General features: G+C 72.1%; 14 protein-coding genes. 8 read left to right on the top strand and 6 right to left on the bottom strand.

The annotated features are described in order from the left end of the window. Window positions 1-188: 188 nt before the first annotated feature. The 4 genes from E1281_RS24980 to E1281_RS24965 all read left to right on the top strand — a co-directional run bounded on the left by E1281_RS24980 (window position 189) and on the right by E1281_RS24965 (window position 2821). Window positions 189-776: a helix-turn-helix domain-containing protein gene (locus tag E1281_RS24980; protein WP_131882101.1), complete on the top strand. Its 588-nt coding sequence runs from the start codon at window positions 189-191 to the stop codon at window positions 774-776. After that, window positions 766-1509, top strand: coding sequence for an SRPBCC domain-containing protein (locus tag E1281_RS24975; RefSeq protein ID WP_131882100.1), 744 nt, complete (start codon window positions 766-768; stop codon window positions 1507-1509). The genes E1281_RS24980 and E1281_RS24975 overlap by 11 nt, the downstream gene beginning before the upstream one ends. After that, a complete protein-coding gene (locus tag E1281_RS24970) occupies window positions 1506-1889 on the top strand; it encodes a VOC family protein (protein ID WP_131882099.1) in 384 nt (127 codons plus the stop codon). The genes E1281_RS24975 and E1281_RS24970 overlap by 4 nt, the downstream gene beginning before the upstream one ends. Before the next feature lie 167 nt (window positions 1890-2056). After that, a complete protein-coding gene (locus E1281_RS24965) occupies window positions 2057-2821 on the top strand; it encodes a hypothetical protein (protein WP_131882098.1) in 765 nt (254 codons plus the stop codon). Here the strand turns inward: E1281_RS24965 and E1281_RS24960 are convergent. The 4 genes from E1281_RS24960 to E1281_RS24950 all read right to left on the bottom strand — a co-directional run bounded on the left by E1281_RS24960 (window position 2818) and on the right by E1281_RS24950 (window position 7491). After that, window positions 2818-4863, bottom strand: coding sequence for a tetratricopeptide repeat protein (locus tag E1281_RS24960; protein WP_131882097.1), 2046 nt, complete (start codon window positions 4861-4863; stop codon window positions 2818-2820). The genes E1281_RS24965 and E1281_RS24960 overlap by 4 nt on opposite strands. Continuing rightward, on the bottom strand, window positions 4860-5678 hold the full coding sequence (locus E1281_RS24955; protein ID WP_207943477.1) for an SIR2 family protein: 819 nt from the start codon (window positions 5676-5678) through the stop codon (window positions 4860-4862). Before E1281_RS24955 ends, E1281_RS24960 begins: the two co-directional genes overlap by 4 nt. Before the next feature lie 150 nt (window positions 5679-5828). Then, window positions 5829-6002 carry a hypothetical protein gene (locus E1281_RS40450; protein ID WP_165959084.1) on the bottom strand — a complete coding sequence of 58 codons (174 nt, stop codon included), beginning with the start codon at window positions 6000-6002 and terminating at the stop codon, window positions 5829-5831. Further along, window positions 5995-7491: a chloride channel protein gene (locus E1281_RS24950; RefSeq protein ID WP_131882095.1), complete on the bottom strand. Its 1497-nt coding sequence runs from the start codon at window positions 7489-7491 to the stop codon at window positions 5995-5997. The genes E1281_RS40450 and E1281_RS24950 overlap by 8 nt, the downstream gene beginning before the upstream one ends. A 388-nt stretch (window positions 7492-7879) precedes the next feature. Here E1281_RS24950 and fxsT point away from each other — a divergent pair, with 388 nt between their 5' ends. From fxsT to E1281_RS24935, 3 genes are read left to right on the top strand one after another with little or no spacing between them, the layout of a single operon-like run. Continuing rightward, on the top strand, window positions 7880-10438 hold the full coding sequence (gene fxsT, locus E1281_RS24945) for an FxSxx-COOH system tetratricopeptide repeat protein (protein ID WP_165959083.1): 2559 nt from the start codon (window positions 7880-7882) through the stop codon (window positions 10436-10438). A 52-nt stretch (window positions 10439-10490) separates the two neighbouring features. Then, the gene (locus tag E1281_RS24940) at window positions 10491-11747 is read left to right on the top strand and encodes an FxsB family cyclophane-forming radical SAM/SPASM peptide maturase (RefSeq protein WP_131882093.1); all 1257 of its coding nucleotides are present in this window, start codon (window positions 10491-10493) and stop codon (window positions 11745-11747) included. 20 nt (window positions 11748-11767) lie between these two features. Next, window positions 11768-13033, top strand: a complete 1266-nt coding sequence (locus tag E1281_RS24935; RefSeq protein ID WP_165959082.1) for an HEXXH motif domain-containing protein — start codon at window positions 11768-11770, stop codon at window positions 13031-13033. 378 nt (window positions 13034-13411) lie between these two features. Here the strand turns inward: E1281_RS24935 and E1281_RS24925 are convergent, their stop codons facing one another. Beyond that, window positions 13412-14119, bottom strand: a complete 708-nt coding sequence (locus tag E1281_RS24925) for a histidine kinase (protein ID WP_131882092.1) — start codon at window positions 14117-14119, stop codon at window positions 13412-13414. 279 nt (window positions 14120-14398) lie between these two features. Between E1281_RS24925 and E1281_RS24920 the strand changes: the two genes are divergently transcribed. After that, window positions 14399-15661: an MFS transporter gene (locus E1281_RS24920; protein ID WP_131882091.1), complete on the top strand. Its 1263-nt coding sequence runs from the start codon at window positions 14399-14401 to the stop codon at window positions 15659-15661. Window positions 15662-15709: 48 nt separating this feature from the next. Here the strand turns inward: E1281_RS24920 and E1281_RS24915 are convergent, their stop codons facing one another. Continuing rightward, complete coding sequence (locus tag E1281_RS24915; RefSeq protein WP_131882090.1) at window positions 15710-16039, bottom strand: YciI family protein; 330 nt, start codon at window positions 16037-16039, stop codon at window positions 15710-15712. Between the last annotated feature and the right edge of the window lie 34 nt (window positions 16040-16073).

The following is a 16073-nucleotide window of genomic DNA, read 5'->3' as shown; positions in this document are numbered from 1 at the left end:
GGAACGACCTGGACGACCCGGTGGCCGCCCCGGACGACCACCGGGCCGAGCCCGCCCGCTACACGCTGAGCGCCCTCACCGACGACGTCGACGAACTGATCGACACGCTGGCGAAGCTACGGCGGCGAAGCGGAATGACCTCGCGTCCGCCAATTGACAAATGAAACTGTCAATTTTACGCTGGGCGCGTGAGTGAAGCCGTTCCGGAGCCCCCGTCGCAGTCGGTGCCGCCTGGTCTGTCGCCGCTGCGACGCACCTTGCTGGAGCACCTGGCGGAGCCCGCCTCGGCCAGCGACCTCGCGCGGCGCCTCGACATGCCGCGGCAGAAGGTCAACTACCACCTGCGGGTGCTGGAGCGGCTCGGCCTCGTCGAGCAGGTCGACGAGCGGCAGCGGCGCGGCTTCGTGGAGCGCCGCGTCCGCGCGGTCGGCACCGACCGGTTCTCCAGCGCCTACCTGCTCACGGCCGCCTCGCGGCTGGCCGATGACGTGGCCGTCCTCCGCGAGCGGGCCGCCGCCGCGGGCAAGCCGATCCTCACCTTCACCGCCGAGGTCGACATCGACTTCGCCTCGCCCTCGCACATGCACGAGTTCACCGAGCGGCTGGCGGACGCGGTCCGGCGGCTGGCCGCCGACTACCACCGGCCCGACGAGGCCCGCGTGCGGCGGCACCGGGTGGTGATCGGAGCGCATCCCGTGATCACCAAGACGCCCGAGCAGGCGGCCGCCGAGGCCGCCGCGCAGCCACGCAGCCACGGAGGACGCGATGACGCGTGAGCACCACCACGAGATCGAGATAGACGCCACCGCCGACCAGGTATGGCGGGCGGTCACCGACGGCGACGAACTCACCCGCTGGTACGCCGACCAGGCCGAGGTCACGCCCGGGGAGGGCGGTACGGTCACGGTCGGCTGGGAGGGCACGCCGGAGGGCGTCAGCCGCATCGACCGCTGGGAGCCCGGCCGCCGCCTGCGGCTGGTCGACCAGCCCTCCGACGACTTCCCGCCGCTCGACGAACCCACCGTCCAGGAGTGGACGATCGAGGCCCGGGGCGGCAAGACCGTCCTGCGCCTGGTGCACTCGGGCTTCCCCGCCACCGACGACTGGGACGACATCTACGACAGCACCGACCACGGCTGGGACGTCTTCCTGCTCATCCTGCGCCACTATCTGGAACGCCATCGGGGGCAGCCGCGCCGCTCCGCGGTCGCCACCGGCCCCGCGACCGCCTGGGACGCCATCCTGTCCACCCACGGTGTCACCGGCGACCGCTTCACCACGACACTGCCCACGGGCGAAGCCCTCTCCGGCGAGGTTCTGCTGCACCGCCCTGACAAGGTCCTGCTCGCCACGGTCGACCAACTCGACGACGGCCTGGTGTTCGTGGTCCTGGAGATGGGCGTCCTCTGGGCCAGCCTCGCCGCCTACGGCCCCGCACGAAAGCGCCTCGACGGCCTCGACGGCCACTGGCGCTCATGGATGCTCGACGAAAGGACACCGGAGCGATGACCGAGCTGGGCATCGTCGGACTCGACCTCACCGTCCCCGACGCCGCACGTCTGCGCGACTTCTACGCCGCCGTCGTCGGCTGGGGCGTCTCGGGCCTGAAGACGGGCGAGAACTACGACGACAACGACGACTACTTCATGACCGGCGCGGACGGCGTCCCCGTCGCGGGAGTCTGCCAGCGCCAGGGCGAGAACGCCGACCTGCCGCCCCAGTGGCTCGTCTACATCGCCGTCGACGACCTGGACGCCCGGGTCGCCAAGTGCAAGGAACTCGGCGGCACCGTGGTCACGGCCACCAAGGGGGACGGCCCCGGCTCCTACTGCGTCATCAAGGACCCGTCCGGCGCCGTCCTGGCCCTCATGCAGAACCCGGAGCCCTAAGCGGCTTGACGGAACCACCCCCGGAGCAGGCAGGCCGTGGCCACGTCCGGGGCCGGAGATGGCCGTGTCCGAATGGCCTTCAGAGGCTAGCGTTGGAGTCACCGGCCTGACGGTGGCGGCGTAGCGGGCACCCGCGGGCCATCGGCGCGGCGGCGGGGGTGAGGGCGATGCGTGCGGCACTGCGCCGGATCGGTCGGGACATCAGGCAGTTGCGCAACATCGACGCCTACGTGGTCTCCGCGCTGGCGCTGGTCTTCGCGGTGCTCACCGTCGTCGGCGACCTCGTGTCCGAGCAGGTCCGCTGGGCGGCCGTGCTGGCGGGCCTGGGACTGCTGGTCTACCGGATCACGCTGCCCGCGCCCGTCGAGAGCATGCCGGAATCCCTCCTGGGTGATCGGGGCGCGCTCGACGCGCTGAACATCAACGCGCGGCTCCGGGAGGCGCGTACGGTCTGGCTGTACGCGCCGTCCGGGGTCAACTTCCTGCTCCCCGAGCGCTGCGAGCTGATGCGGACGGGGGCGCTCGCCCGTCCGGGCGGCTCCGTCCGGGTCGTCGTGCTGGACCCCGGCGCGGGTGCCGCGCTCGACCTGGCCGCCCGCCAGCTCGACGACTCGGTCGACTTCCTGGTCCAGCATCTGCGGCCGTCCCTGGAGGCGACGCTGGACCGGCTGCGGGCGATGGAGAGCTGGGACGTCCACGGGAACTTCGAGCACCGCCTGCTCGACTACAACCCCGGCTTCAGCCTCCTGATCATCGATCCCGAGTCGAAGAACTGCGTGGTGGTGGCCGAGATCCACGGGCACCACGGGGAGTCGACGGCCTCGCGCATGCACGTCCGGCTGACCCGTCCGGCCGGGGAGCGCTGGATAGCGCACTGGATCGGCCAGTTCGAGCACATCTGGGCGGCGGCGCGTCCCCCGTCCGCGCCCTAGGGGCCGGCGGGGGACAGGCGGCGTTCCAGGTCGGCCGCGGTGTCGGCCTCATACGGGTAGAGCTCCTGCCCGCCGACCTGGCGGCGGAGTTCGAGTAGCCTCCTGGCCTGGCCGAACTCGCCCTGGAGCATCGTCGTGCGGCCGCCGCGCAGGTAGGTCCGCGCGCTGCGCGGGTCGGCGTCGATCGCGGCCTGCAGCTCCGAGGCCGCCTCCGGATGCCGGCCGAGCTGTGCCAGCGCCAGCGCGCGGGCGGAGCGCAGGTCGGGCAGCCTGTCGGGATCGGGAGACTGGGCCAGCGCGCGTTCGAGATCGGTGATGGCCCGCTGCGGCTGCTGCAGCTCCGCCATCAGCTGGCCGCGCGCCCCCAGCGCCGACACGTCGCCCGGCGACTCGGCGAGGATCCGCTCGTACACGTCGGTCGCCGCCCTGAGCTGGCCGAGCCTCCACAGGACGTTGGCCAGCCCCTCCAGCGCGGCCTGGTCGGACGGGGCGCGCCGCACCGCCGCCTCGTAGAGCTCCAGCGAACGGTCGGGACGGCCCTTGGCCAGCAGGACATCGCCCCATCCCGTCGTGGTGCGGACGACGGCGGGCTCGTCCCTGAGCACCTCGAACAACTCGATGGCCCGGGTGTGGTGCAGGTCGGAGGCCGCCTCCTCACCGAGCATGGCGGCGGCCTGGCCCAGCAGGAACTCGGCCTCGGCCTGGTCGCGCCGGTCACCCGCGTGCACGGCCTCGTCGGCGGCGCGCCGCGACCACGCCATGCTGTCGCGGAACTCCCCGGCGACCATGGCGCGCTGGGCGGCGCGCAGGTACATCGAGGCGTCCTGCTCCGGTTCCCACTCGGTGCCCCGGTTGTCCTGCTGGATCGCGGCGATGAGCCGGTCGTGCTGCAGCTCGTACCAGCGTGCGCGCAGCCGGTGCTCGACGCGCAGCAGATGGAGGTCGCGCAGGGCTCGGGCGATCTCGATGCGCATGCCGCCGACCTCGCCCGCGCCCTCGTAGGCCGTCCCGCGCGTGTTGAGCTCGGTGATGAAGGTGCGCTCGATCCAGCTGCGCAGCTCCCGCTCACTCACGTCGAACCTGCGGGCCACGTCGGCGACCGCGCCGGCGTAGAAGGCGCTGAGCGTCTGGTCGACGTCACCGTACTCGCGGACATGGGCGACGGTGATGACCCGCACGTCCTCGGGCAGCGCGTCCCACAGCGCCGAGCAGACGATCTGCAGCTGGACGGGCTCGATGTGCTCGTCCAGGAAGGGCTCGGGCTGGTCCGGGCCCAGGGCGTGGACGGTGCGCATCTCGTCGACGAGCTTCTCGGCGCAGCCCGGCGCGAACGAGCGGTCGGTGCTGCGCAGCGGCTCGACGACGGCGCGCAGTGCCTGCGCCGGGGCCAGCGCCCGCATCCCCATGCGGCGCCGCGGCGGTGGGGACAGACGGCTCTCGTACGGCAGCAGCGAGGCCAGCGCGTCCTCGCGCATCGACACCAGGACGCGCAGCTGGGGGGTCGCGGTCAGCGCGGCGGACAGGTCGGCGATGAAGGCGTCGCGGTGGCGCCACAGCTGGGGGGAGGCCGTGAACAGCTCCTCGAACTGGTCGATGGCCGCCAGGATGGTCATCGGCTCGCCGAACTCGTCCAGGAGCGGGGACCGGCCGCCGAAGAACTCCGCCAGCGTCGTGCTCCGTAGCCGCTCGGCCCCGGACCGGGGGCTCCACATCGACAGCAGCGCGAAGGTGAACGGGTTGTCGCCATGCCCGGACACGGGCGCGGAGATCGGCGCCGGGGCCAGCCGGCCGACCGGCAGCAGGTCGACCTCGCCCGGCAGCCCGGGGATGACCCCGGCGTTCAGCAGCGAGGACTTGCCCACCCCCGACTGGCCGAACAGCACGGTCAGCCGGTTGGCCAGCCAGAGCGAGCGCAGGTCCGCCGCCTCGCGTTCGCGGCCGAAGAAGACGTCGTCCTCGGTGCGGGTGAAGGCCCGCAGGCCGGGATAGGGATGGTCGCGGTGCTCTCGGTCGTGGTTCGGTCCTGTGGTGGTGGCGTTCATGGCATACCGCCGGCGCGCTGGTCGAGCTCACGGAAGAAGTCGGCCGCCGAGCCCCAGTAGACACTGATATTGAGGCCGTTGAAATAGCGGGTCAGATAGTTCTCCGCGCGCCGCCGCTGGTCATCGGTGGCGCCGGCCTGGAGGGGGAGCATCTGGACGCTGACGTGGCGGCGGTGCATCGTGCGGGGCAGAGCCTTGACGATGCCCTGAAGGATGACCTGGAACGTCCAGTCGCGGAGGCTGTAGCCGACGAACAGCAGCGGCATCCGGGCCAGCGACTCGGCCACCGGCGGGGGAAGGAAGCTGGGAGAGGGGCTGGCCGACATGTGGACGGGCTGGTTGCGCTCCTCGCCGAGGGCGACCAGGAACTCGATGTAGTCGTCCTCGGTCAGGACCAGGGATTCGGGTGCGTTCGCGTGGCCGTGCAGGTGGTAGACGATCGGGTGGGCGGCCGGCGGTTCTCCCTCCGGGGGCTGGAAGTCCTCGGGGTGGAACGGAGCCGAGGGATACCAGGGGCACAACACCTGCCGGGGCTTCTTCCCCGCGTGTTGCAGCGCCCGCACCATGAAGTCGTCGTAGTTGGTGGTGAGGTAGATCGGAATGGGAAACCGGGCGAGGGCCGTATGCGGCTCGGAGGGGTCGGAGAAGTCCGGCGGAGCCGCCCCGCGAATGTCCTGGTCGAGAAATTTCTCCTTGACATAGATCGGATCGCCCTCGTGGACCGTGACATAGCGCATCACCTGCGCCAGGTCGCCACGGTCGACGAACGGGTAGTCGTATTCATCGGCCCATTGCTCGCTCAACTGGGAGCCCATTTTGAGACTCCCGTAACACGCGCCTGCGCCGAGGAAGGGAGCGCACCGTCCGGCCTTGAGTTGCGCGATGAGACGCTCCCATTCAGTGTCTTCCATTGCGTGCCCCGCCCTGGACGAACTGCCGACGGATGTCCGCATGACGCTCCCCTGTCAGATCATCGAGTCATGCCTGGCGGCGGCTTTCGGCGGGGAGTCGGCCTCCTCCAGCACGCGCCGCAGGCACGTCCCCAGGACCGTGCCGTCCAGCCGGTCGAGGTCCGCCAGGGTCAGGGCGTCGACATCGAACGGTTCCACCGGAACCTCGGCCGCGCTTTCCTCACTCATCCGTCGCTTTTCCTTCCATGGGACGTCCGCAGGGGGTGGCGCGGGCCATCGCGCGGGTCTTCCTCGCCGAGGCAGGTGGAGGGCCCGGCGGAGCGGCCGGGACCACGCTTTCGATCACAGGGGCGAACCTCGCCGGCTTGTCGAGCTGGCTGCGGTACAGGGTCTGCCGGCCGATGACCGCGCGGGACGCCAGCATGGCCACCGCCACCGGCCCGACCAGCCCGGGGCTGCGCGTGGCCTCGAGGACCAGCAGCGTCACCCCGACCGGGGCGTGGATGGTGGGCCCGAGCAGCGCCGCCGCGCCGATGACCGCGAACACCTCGGGGCCGAGGGACGTCGCGCCGCCGGCGTAGCAGACGCGCCAGAAGGCGGCCCCCGCCACCGCACCGATGAACAGTCCCGGGCCGAAAAGCCCGCCGGAACCGCCGGTCCCGATCGACAGCGCGGTGGCGAGGATCTTGACCAGGGGAAGCAGCAGGACCAGCCAGAGGGACGTCCCGAGCACCGCCTCGGCGCTGAAGGACTGCTGGATGACCCCGTAGCCGGGCCCCAGGACCGCCGGTGCCGCGAGTCCGATCCCGCCGACGGCCAGCCCGCCGGCGATGGGCGGCGCCCAGGGAGGCACTCCCCGCTCGCGCCGCACCCAGCGTTCGGTCAGGTGGTGCATCCCGTAGAAGGTGCTGATGTAGACGCGTCCCAGCAGCCCGCACAGCACCCCCAGGGCTACGAACAGCAGCAGCTCAACGGGATCCGTTCCGCCTGTGATCCACTGCTCGCCCAGCAGAGGGCCGAAGCCCAGGAACGCTCCGCACACGGCGAAGGCCACCGCCGAGGAGGCGAGTGCGGGCAGCAGCACCGGCCAGGCGACGCCCTTGCGGTAGAGCAGTTCGGCGCCCAGCACGGCACCGCCGAGCGGGGCGCGGAAGATCGCTCCGATCCCGGCGCCCAGGCCGGTCATCACCACCGTGCGGGCGTCCCGTTCCGGGAGGCCGGCGCGGCGTGCGACCACCGATCCCACACCGCCGCCGATCTGCGCGATCGGGCCCTCCGTGCCGCCCGATCCGCCCGATCCGAGGGTGAGGGACGAGGTGAGCGCCTTCACCAGCGGGACCCGGGCGCGCATCCGGGACGGATCGTGGTGGGCGGCGTCGATGGCGGCGTCGGTGCCGTGTCCGCCGGTCTCGGGCGCGGCCTTGAGGACGACGAGGGCGGCGAGCGCGGCGCCCCCTCCGGTCACCAGGGGCAGCAGCCACGGACGCTCCATCCCGGAGGCTCCCTGCGGCTGCCCTCCGGTGGAGGTGGCGGCGGGCTCGAACCCCACCAGGACTCCGAGGAATCCGGACGTGCTCCAGGCCAGCAGCAACTGGAAGCCGAGCGCCGAGACTCCGGCCAGGACCCCGACCACCGTGGTGACGAGTGCCCACCGGACGATCGCGCGTCCCCGGCCACCGCGTTTCCGGCCGGTACGCCTCCGGCGACCCGTGAACACTATTCTCGGTCCTCCTCATGGCCAGGCGGGGTCGCGTTCTGGCCGATCCCGCCACTCCGGATATCCGGAGTGGCGGGTTTATAGGGTAACCATCCTCTCGGGCCTCCGGCCATCCTCAACCGTTCACCCAGGTTAAATTCAGATCACGATGAACGGGTATCGTCTGACCAGCGGCCCCTTCGTCCGTAAAGGGCACGCAGAGTGTCGTGGATTCACCTGGTTCTTGCCGGGATGAGGTGATTTGCGGACACGCGCTAAGGAGGCATCGGGCGGACCGTATCCGCAATCAACGGCCGTTTTCATGATCGGTAAAATTGCGCGCTCGCGATGTCTTTCACTTTGGTTAGACTCGGTATTCCGATCCAGCGAGACCGTTCCCGGAGGTCACGTGTCGTCTCCAGCCCCGCCCGCATCGTCCGGCGGACCGAAGGTCTGGGGCGGGGTCCCCATGCGCAACGTCCACTTCACCGGCCGCGAGGACGTTCTCGCCCGGCTGCGCCAGGATCTGGCCACGGACAAGGGCGCTCTGGTCCTGTGCGCCCTGAAGGGGCTCGGCGGCATCGGCAAGACCCAGACGGCCACGGAGTACGCCCACCGGTACATGGACGACTACGACGTCGTCTGGTGGATCCCCGGCGGCGGCAAGGATCCCCTGACGGTCCGGTCCTCGCTCACCTCGCTCGCCACCCGGCTCGGCGTCACCGACACGGGCGGCGACCTCGCCAGCAGCACGGCCGTCCCCGAACTGCTGGAGGCGCTCCGGCGCGGCGAGCCCTACCGCCGCTGGCTGCTCATCTACGACAACGTCGACGAGCCCGACGCCATCGCCCCCCTGCTGCCCAGCGGGCCGGGGCACGTGCTGATCACCTCTCGCGACGACCGGTGGCGCCACGGCGTCCACACCATGGACATCGACGTCTTCGAGCGCGCCGAGAGCACGGCCTTCCTGTGCCGGCGGATCGACGGGATGACCGAGGCCGACGCCGACCGCGTCGCCGAGGAGGTCGGCGACCTCCCGCTCGCGCTGGAGCAGGCCGCGGCGCTGATGTCGGAGGCGGGACTGTCCGCCGACGACTTCATCCGGCAGTTGCCGCAGCACCTCGGCGAGGACTTCCGTCCGGTCGGCTACCCGATGTCGGTGGACACCGTGTGGAGCATGTCCGTGGCGCGCCTCCAGGCGCAGAGCCCTGATGCCGTGGAGCTGCTGAGCCGGTGCGCGCACCTGGGGCCGACGCCCATCCCGCTCGCCCTGTTCACCGAGGGGCGGCAGGTCCTCGACGGGCCGTTCGGCCAGATCCTCGACGACCCGGCCCGGTTCCAGCGGGCGCTGCGCAGCCTGGGCCGCTTCTCGCTGGCCCGGGTCGAGACGGTGCACCGGACGATGACGATCCACCGCCTCGTCCAGCGCACCCAGCGCGAGGCCGCCGACCCCGAGACGGCCGCGCGGCACCGCCGCGACGTCCACCTGCTGCTCAGCGCGCGGGTCCCGAGCGACCCCGACAACATCGACAACTGGCCGATCTTCTCCCGGCTGCTCGGCCATGTCGTCGGATCCGGCGCGCCGGACAGCGACGTCCCGCTGGTACGCCAGATGTGCGTGAACGTCGCCTACTACCTCGTCCGGCGCGGGGACTACGACGGCGCCCGCCGGTTCGTCACCGACGCGCTCGACCGCTGGACCGGAGGCCGCGGCGACGACGACGCCCCGCCGGCGGGCGCCGGCCAGGACGAGGCGGCCCGGTGGCAGCTCGTCCTGGTGATGCAGCGCATCCTCGCCCTGACCTCGCGACTGCTGGGCGATGTGGCCACCGCCTACGAACTCAACCGGCGGACGCTGGAGCGGATGCGGCTGACGCCGGCGCCCGACGACGAGCAGACCCTCTACACCATGAACGCCCATGCCGCCGACCTGCGCTGGCGGGGGGAGTTCGCGGAGGCCATGGCGCTGGACGAGGAGTCCTACCGGCTGCACCGGTCCGTCTTCGGCCCGCTGGAGCCGCCGACCCTCATGTCGGCCAACAACATGGCCGTCGACCTGCGGCTCACCGGCGACTACGATCGCGCGCTGGCACTCGACGAGGAGACCAGCGCCAAGCGCCTGAACGTCCACGGGCGCTCCGACAACCCCTGGGTGCTCAACTCCCGCAACAACGTCAACCGCGACCTGCGCGAGTGCGGCCGGTACGCGGAGTCGCTCGACGCCCAGCGGCGGGTCTGTGCCGACTACCGCACGGTCCTCCCGCTCGACAGCCACTACGTGCTGCGGGCCGACAAGAACCTCTCCGTGTCGATGCGCAAGGCCGGGCTGTACGAGGAGTCGCTCGCCCTCGCCGAAGAGCTGCGAGCGCGCTACCACGAACGTTACGGCCTCGAACACCCCGACACGATGGCGGCGTCCTGCAACCTCATCAACGAGTGGCGGCTGGCGGGCCGGATCGACGAGGCGCTGGAGATCGGCGAGGAGACGCTCGGCCTGTACCGCCGCGTCCTCGGCGAGAGGCATCCCTTCGTCTTCGGCTGCGCCATCAACGTGGCGGTCGTCCTGCGGCTGAGCGGCCGGCCCGAGGAGGCCGCCGCGATGAACGAGACCACCCGCCGCGAACTGGGCGCCCTGGTCGGCGCCGACCATCCGCATCCGCTGCTCGCGACCGTCAACCTGGCCAGCGACCGGGCCGCGCTCGGCGACGCGGGGCAGGCCGTCGCGCTCGGCGAGGCCGCGATGCCCCTGCTGGCCGGACGCCGGGGGGCCGACCACCCCGACACCCTGGCCTGCGCGGCCAACCTGGGCGCCGACCTCGACGCGTCCGGGTCCCCCGAGCGCGGCGCCGAACTGCTCGTCGACGCGGTCCGGCGGCTGCGGGACACGCTGGGTACCGAGCATCCGCTGGCCGTGGGCGCGGGCCAGGGCGACCGCATCGACTGCGACTTCGAACCGCAGCCGCTGTGACCGCGCGAGGGTGAGACCGCCCGAGGCCGGCGCCGATCCTGGATGGTCGCGGATGACGAGCAACGCACGGCAGGCGGCCCCGGAATGGCCCGCGGGCCTCGACCTCACCGCCCTGCGCACGGCCGGCTGGCGGCCCACCCCGTTCCGCGAGTTCGTCCTCAAGATCCACGGCCGCTGCGACCTGGCCTGCGACTACTGCTACATGTACGAGATGGCCGACCGGTCCTGGCGGCACCGGCCGCGAACGATGCCGAAGGACGTCCTGGCCGACACCGCCGGACGTATCGCCGAGCACGCCGCCCGGCACGAGCTGTCCACGGTCACGGTGGGCCTGCACGGCGGCGAGCCGCTGCTGGCCGGGACGTCCCGGATCGAGGACGCCGTCCGCACCCTCCGGCGGATCGTGCGGGGGCGGGCGGGCGCGCACGTCGACGTTCGCATGCAGACCAACGGCGTGGGCCTCGGGACGGAGCAGCTCCGGCTCTGCGACGAGCTCGGCATCCGGATCGGGGTCAGCCTGGACGGCGGCCGGACGGCCCATGACCGGCACCGCAGGCGCCGCGACGGCCGCGGCAGCCACACCGAGGTACGCGCGGCGCTCGCCCGGCTCACCTCACCCGCGTTCCGGCACCTGTTCTCCGGGCTGCTGTGCACGATCGACATCCGCAACGATCCCGTGGAGACCTACGAGGCCCTGCTGAGCCACCAGCCGCCGGCGATCGGCCTCCTGCTCCCGCACGGCAACTGGGACGCCCCGCCGCCCGGCCTGCCGGGCGGCGGAGGCGGCCAGGACCGGGACCGCGGGCCCGCCCCCTACGCCGACTGGCTCATCGCGGTGTTCGACCGCTGGTACGGGGCGTCCCCGGCCGAGACGCGGGTCCGGTTGTTCGCCGAGATCATCCATCTGCTGCTGGGCGGCTCGGCCTCCGTCGAGGCCGTCGGGCTGTCCCCGGTCGGCTTCGTCGTCGTCGAGACCGACGGCTCGATCGAGCAGGGCGACGCGCTGAAGTCCGTGTACGAGGGGGCGCCCGCGACGGGGCTGCACGTCTCGCGCGACCCGTTCGACGCGGCGCTGCGGCTGCCCTCGATCGCGGCCCGCCAGATCGGCGCCGCGGCACTGGCCCCCACCTGCCGCCGCTGTCCCGTGCACCGCGTCTGCGGAGGCGGCCTGTACGCGCACCGCCACCAGGCCGGCAGCGGGTTCGCCAACCCCTCGGTCTACTGCCGCGACCTGTTCGCGCTGATCCGGCACATCCGGGATCGGATCACGGCCGATCTGGCGGTTCTTCCCGGCGGCGGCACGCGGTGAGGTCGCCGCACCGATGCCCGGTGTCCGGGGACGACCTTCGCGCGCTGGCGGGCCGCCCCGGGGAGACCGGCGGCCACGCCGCCCGCGCCGTGGCCGCGCTCGTCCGCGCCCAGCGCCGCAAGCAGCTGGTCAGGCTGCGGCTCGTCCGCGACCACGCCCGGCGCCTCGGCGGTCACGAGGGCGCGCTGCGCGCGTACGCGATCCTGGCGGAGCTGCACGGAGGCCATCCGGACGCCGTCGACGAGGTCGCGCTGCACCCGGCCGTCCGGGCGTGGGCGTCCGCCACACTGCGGGCGCTGCGCGGTGGCCCCACCCTGCCCGGCGCGCGACCCGAGGGGCTGGCCTCGCTCGCCGCCGCGGCGATGATCCGTACGGGAACGCCGGGCGAGCTCCACGTTCCCGTCTCCGCAGGCGGCGCCATGATCCCGTCCCTGGGGCGAGCCGCGACCGGGTTCGCCGACACGGCCCTGGTCAGGTTCATCGGCCACGGCGCCTGGCGCATCGGCGATGAGGCGGTCGTCCCCGCCACGCCCCGTACCGACGCGCCCGGCTGGGAGGGGCTGCGCACCCTTCGGGCGAGCGCGCACGGCGCCGCGATCCACCCGGTCCTGGACGACCTGGACCCCTTCCGCATGCCAGGGACGGAGCCCGCCCCGCGTCTCACGCGTCCCGAGGTCCACCGATGGCACGCCACGTTCAAGGCCGCCTGGGGCATCCTGTCCCGCCGCCACCGCGGGTTCGCGGTCGAGCTGGCCGCCCTGGCCCGCGCGCTCACCCCGCTGGCGGGCGGACCACCCGGGCACCAGAGCAGCGCCTCGTCCCCGGAGGCCTTCGGCGGCGTCGCCCTGTCGATGCCCGCCGACGCGCAGACGATGGCGCTCACCCTCGTCCACGAGGTACAGCACGCCAAACTCACGGCGCTCATGGACACCGTCCCCCTGACGCGGCCCGGCGGCGAGCACCGCTACCGGCCCGCATGGCGAAGCGACCCGCGTCCCGCCACGGCGACCCTCCACGGGACCTACGCGCATCTGGCGGTGAGCGAGTTCTGGCGCGCCCAATCGTCCTACGAGACCGGCGAGGCGGCACGACTCGCCCACACTGAGTTCGCCCGCTGGAACACCGCGTCCATGGAGGCAGCCGAAGCCCTCCTGGACGGCGACGACCTGACCCCCGAAGGCCACTGCTTCGTCACCGAGATCCGACGCACGCTGCACCGCCGGCTCGCCTCGAACCACCCCTCCCCGGGCCAGGCCGCGGCCGATCGCCGCCCGGTACCGCCGTGACCGGCCGAAACCGCGTCCCGACCTGCGGTCGCCATGATCCGTCGGCCGGTGGCTGCAAGAGGCCATTGCGGCGGAGGCCGTTGACAGGGCTTCCTTGCCGCGCCGAGCGACGAGCCACTCCCGCCATCCCCGAAGCCCGGGACCGCCGTGGCGGAAAGAGTGCTGGTCATAACCGTCGAGGAAGGTCTCGACGCCGGCAAGACGCGAACCTACGACGTACAAGCCGAGCCGCTCGGCGACGTTGGCGAAGTACTCGCGCTCGCTCATCCGCCCTGGGTTGTTCATCACGCCAGTCTCCCCGACCAGCGGACCGGCCATCCGGTCCCGCCGGCATCGACCTCTCGGCGGGAATGGCCACCCGATGGATGCAGAGCCTTTTTATCCCGCTCCCATGATCGCTGGTGAGCCTGGCGCGGTCTTCGCCGGGGCATCGGGCGTCCCGGTCGGCAATCGGGCATACACCCGGAAGCCACCGTCCTGGAGCGGCTCGGCTTGCAGGGATCCGCCGAGCGCCTCCGCCCGGCGCCGCATGCCGGTGATGCCGTGCCCACCGCGGCTCAGTGCATGGTGGTTCTCCCGGTTCGGTGGGGCGTTGGTGATCTCCACGAGCACCGCGTCCGTCTCACGGACGATGCGGACGCTGGCCGTTGTCGGCCCGGCGTGACGAAGGATGTTGGTCACGGACTCCTGCACGATCCTGTAGGCGGCCTGGTCGACGGCCGGCGGCACCGGGCGGTCGCCCGACGCCTCGATGTGGATGGCGAGGCCGCAGCTCGCCATCTCCTCGATGAGGGCGGCGATCCCGTTCAGTCCCGTGCCCGGTCGGCCGGGCGCGGTCTCGGCCGTGGAGGAGGCGCCTGCGGTGAGCGAGTCGACCAAGGCGTGGACTTCCGCCGCGAGTTCCTTGCTGGTGCTCTTGATCGCGGCGAGCGCCGCGGAGGCCCGGTCGGAACCGTCGGCGGTCCCGGAGAGGGCGAGGGCGGTGGCGGCCTGAACGTAGATGATGGTGATCCCGCTGCCGAGTACGTCATGGAGATCCCTAATGGCCTGATGCCTGCAGTGGTCGTGGGCCGGTCGCGAGCTCATCGGACTCCTTCGTGCGGACGTTGCTGTCCAGCACACTCGCGCACCGGGTCCGGTGGAACATCGGGCATCAGGCGGATGGTGCGTGCCTTGCGTGGTTGAGATGTCCGCCGCCGGGGGCGCCTGATCTCATCCACCCACGCCGTTCGGCATCGGCCATGCGGACGATGATCTGGCACAACGGCCGAAGCCAGACTTGCCCAACAGGTGCTCCAGGCGGACCCGCGCTCCGGGGTCCGCGACGGCGACACCTCGCCGACTCTCGTGGGAGGAACCAAGACCATGACCAGCCCGAGGTCATCCGCCGGCCACGCCGTACGGCCTCGCGGTGGCGCGCTCCGACTCCTGCGCCGCAACCGTGAGTTCCGGGTGCTGTGGACGGCCCGAGCGGTCTCGGTCCTCGGCGACTCCCTCGGTCTGGTGGCCTTGCTCGTCTACCTCCAGGCCGAGACAGGCGCCGCGGTCGCGGTCGCGCTGCTGCTGCTGGCCGGAGACTGTGTCCCGGGACTGTTCGGCCCGATCGCAGGCCTCATCAGTGACAGGTACGCGCTTCGCAGGGTGATGGTCGCCGGCGAGGTGATCCAGGGGGTCTTGGTGCTCGCCATAGCCGCGGCTCTGCCGCCGCTCCCCGTCCTGCTGTTGTTGGTCGCGGTACGGGGGATCGCTGCCACCACCTTCATCTCGGCCTCGCGCAGCGCCCTGCCTCGTATCGTCGACGACGAGGATCTCGAAGCGGCCAACGCCGCCCTGGGCGTCGGTACCTACGGGCTCGAATCCCTCGGCCCGCTGATCGCGGCCGCACTGTTCGCGCTGAGCGGGATCCGCGGCGTCCTGCTCGTCGACGTCGCCACGTTCGCCGTCTCCGCCGCCCTGCTGGCCTGGCTTCCCCGGCTCGGCGGCGCGCACCGGCGAGAAGCCACGACCGGCCGGGGCCCGGCGATCGGGTGGTACCGCGAGGTACTGGCCGGCCTCAGACTCGTGTGGTCGATCCCCACCGTGCGTGCGGTCTCCGCGGGTTTCGTCGGCGTGGTCGCCTTCAGCGGAGTCGACGATGTCGCGTTGGTCTTCTTGGCCCGAGACGAGCTCGGCGGGACCGGCACCGACGCGGCCGTTCTCTATGCCGGGGTGGGCATCGGGCTGCTGCTCGGCTACCTGCTGCTCGCCCGCGCGGGCCGGCGATGGCCGGCGCCGGCGCTGCTGCTCGTCGGGTTCGCGGTGAGCAGCGCCGGCAACCTGGTCACCGGGCTGGCCGGGTCGATCCTGGCCGCCATGCTGCTCCAGACCATGCGCGGGGCCGGCATCGCCGCCTTCGACGTCGGCGTCAACACCCACCTGCAGCGCGTCGTCCCGCCCGGCGTCCTCGGCCAGGCGTTCGGCACGCTCTACGGCGCGGTCGGGCTGGGGGCCGGGCTCTCCTACGCGCTGGGCGGCCTGCTGCTCGCCGCGACCGACGCGCGCATCACCTTCGTCGCCGCGGGAGCGGGCGGTCTGCTCGTCAGCGTCGCCACCGCCGTTGCGGTCCACCGCACCGGAAACCACCGATGACCGACCAGCCCGGCGCCCCAGGGTGATCAGGGACGGAGTCGGGTGCCGTCACTCCCAGACCGGGCGGATCTCGACGCTTCCGCGGCGTGCGTAGGGGTGGCCGGCAGCGATCTCGATGGCGTCGTCGAGGTTCTCGCATTCGATCGCGACCACCCCGCCGACGAGGTCCTTGGTCTCGGCGAAGGGGCCGTCCGAGACGAGCACCTCACCGTCGCGCACGCGAACGGTCGTCGCGTTGGCCGACGGCCGCAGCCGCTCTCCCCACAGCTCCGACCCGCGCACCTTGTCCTCCCATGCCTGGTGGACGGGGTCGGCACCCAGTTCCTCCATGGTGGGCGGGTCGACCTCGTTGTCACAGATCAGCAAGACGTACTTCATGACACCTCCTGTTCTCATTGTCCTGTCTCTTATA

It is taken from the genome of Actinomadura sp. KC345 (assembly GCF_004348515.1).
Taxonomy (GTDB): Bacteria; Actinomycetota; Actinomycetes; order Streptosporangiales; family Streptosporangiaceae; genus Spirillospora.
This window is presented reverse-complemented; position numbering and strand designations above follow the sequence as displayed.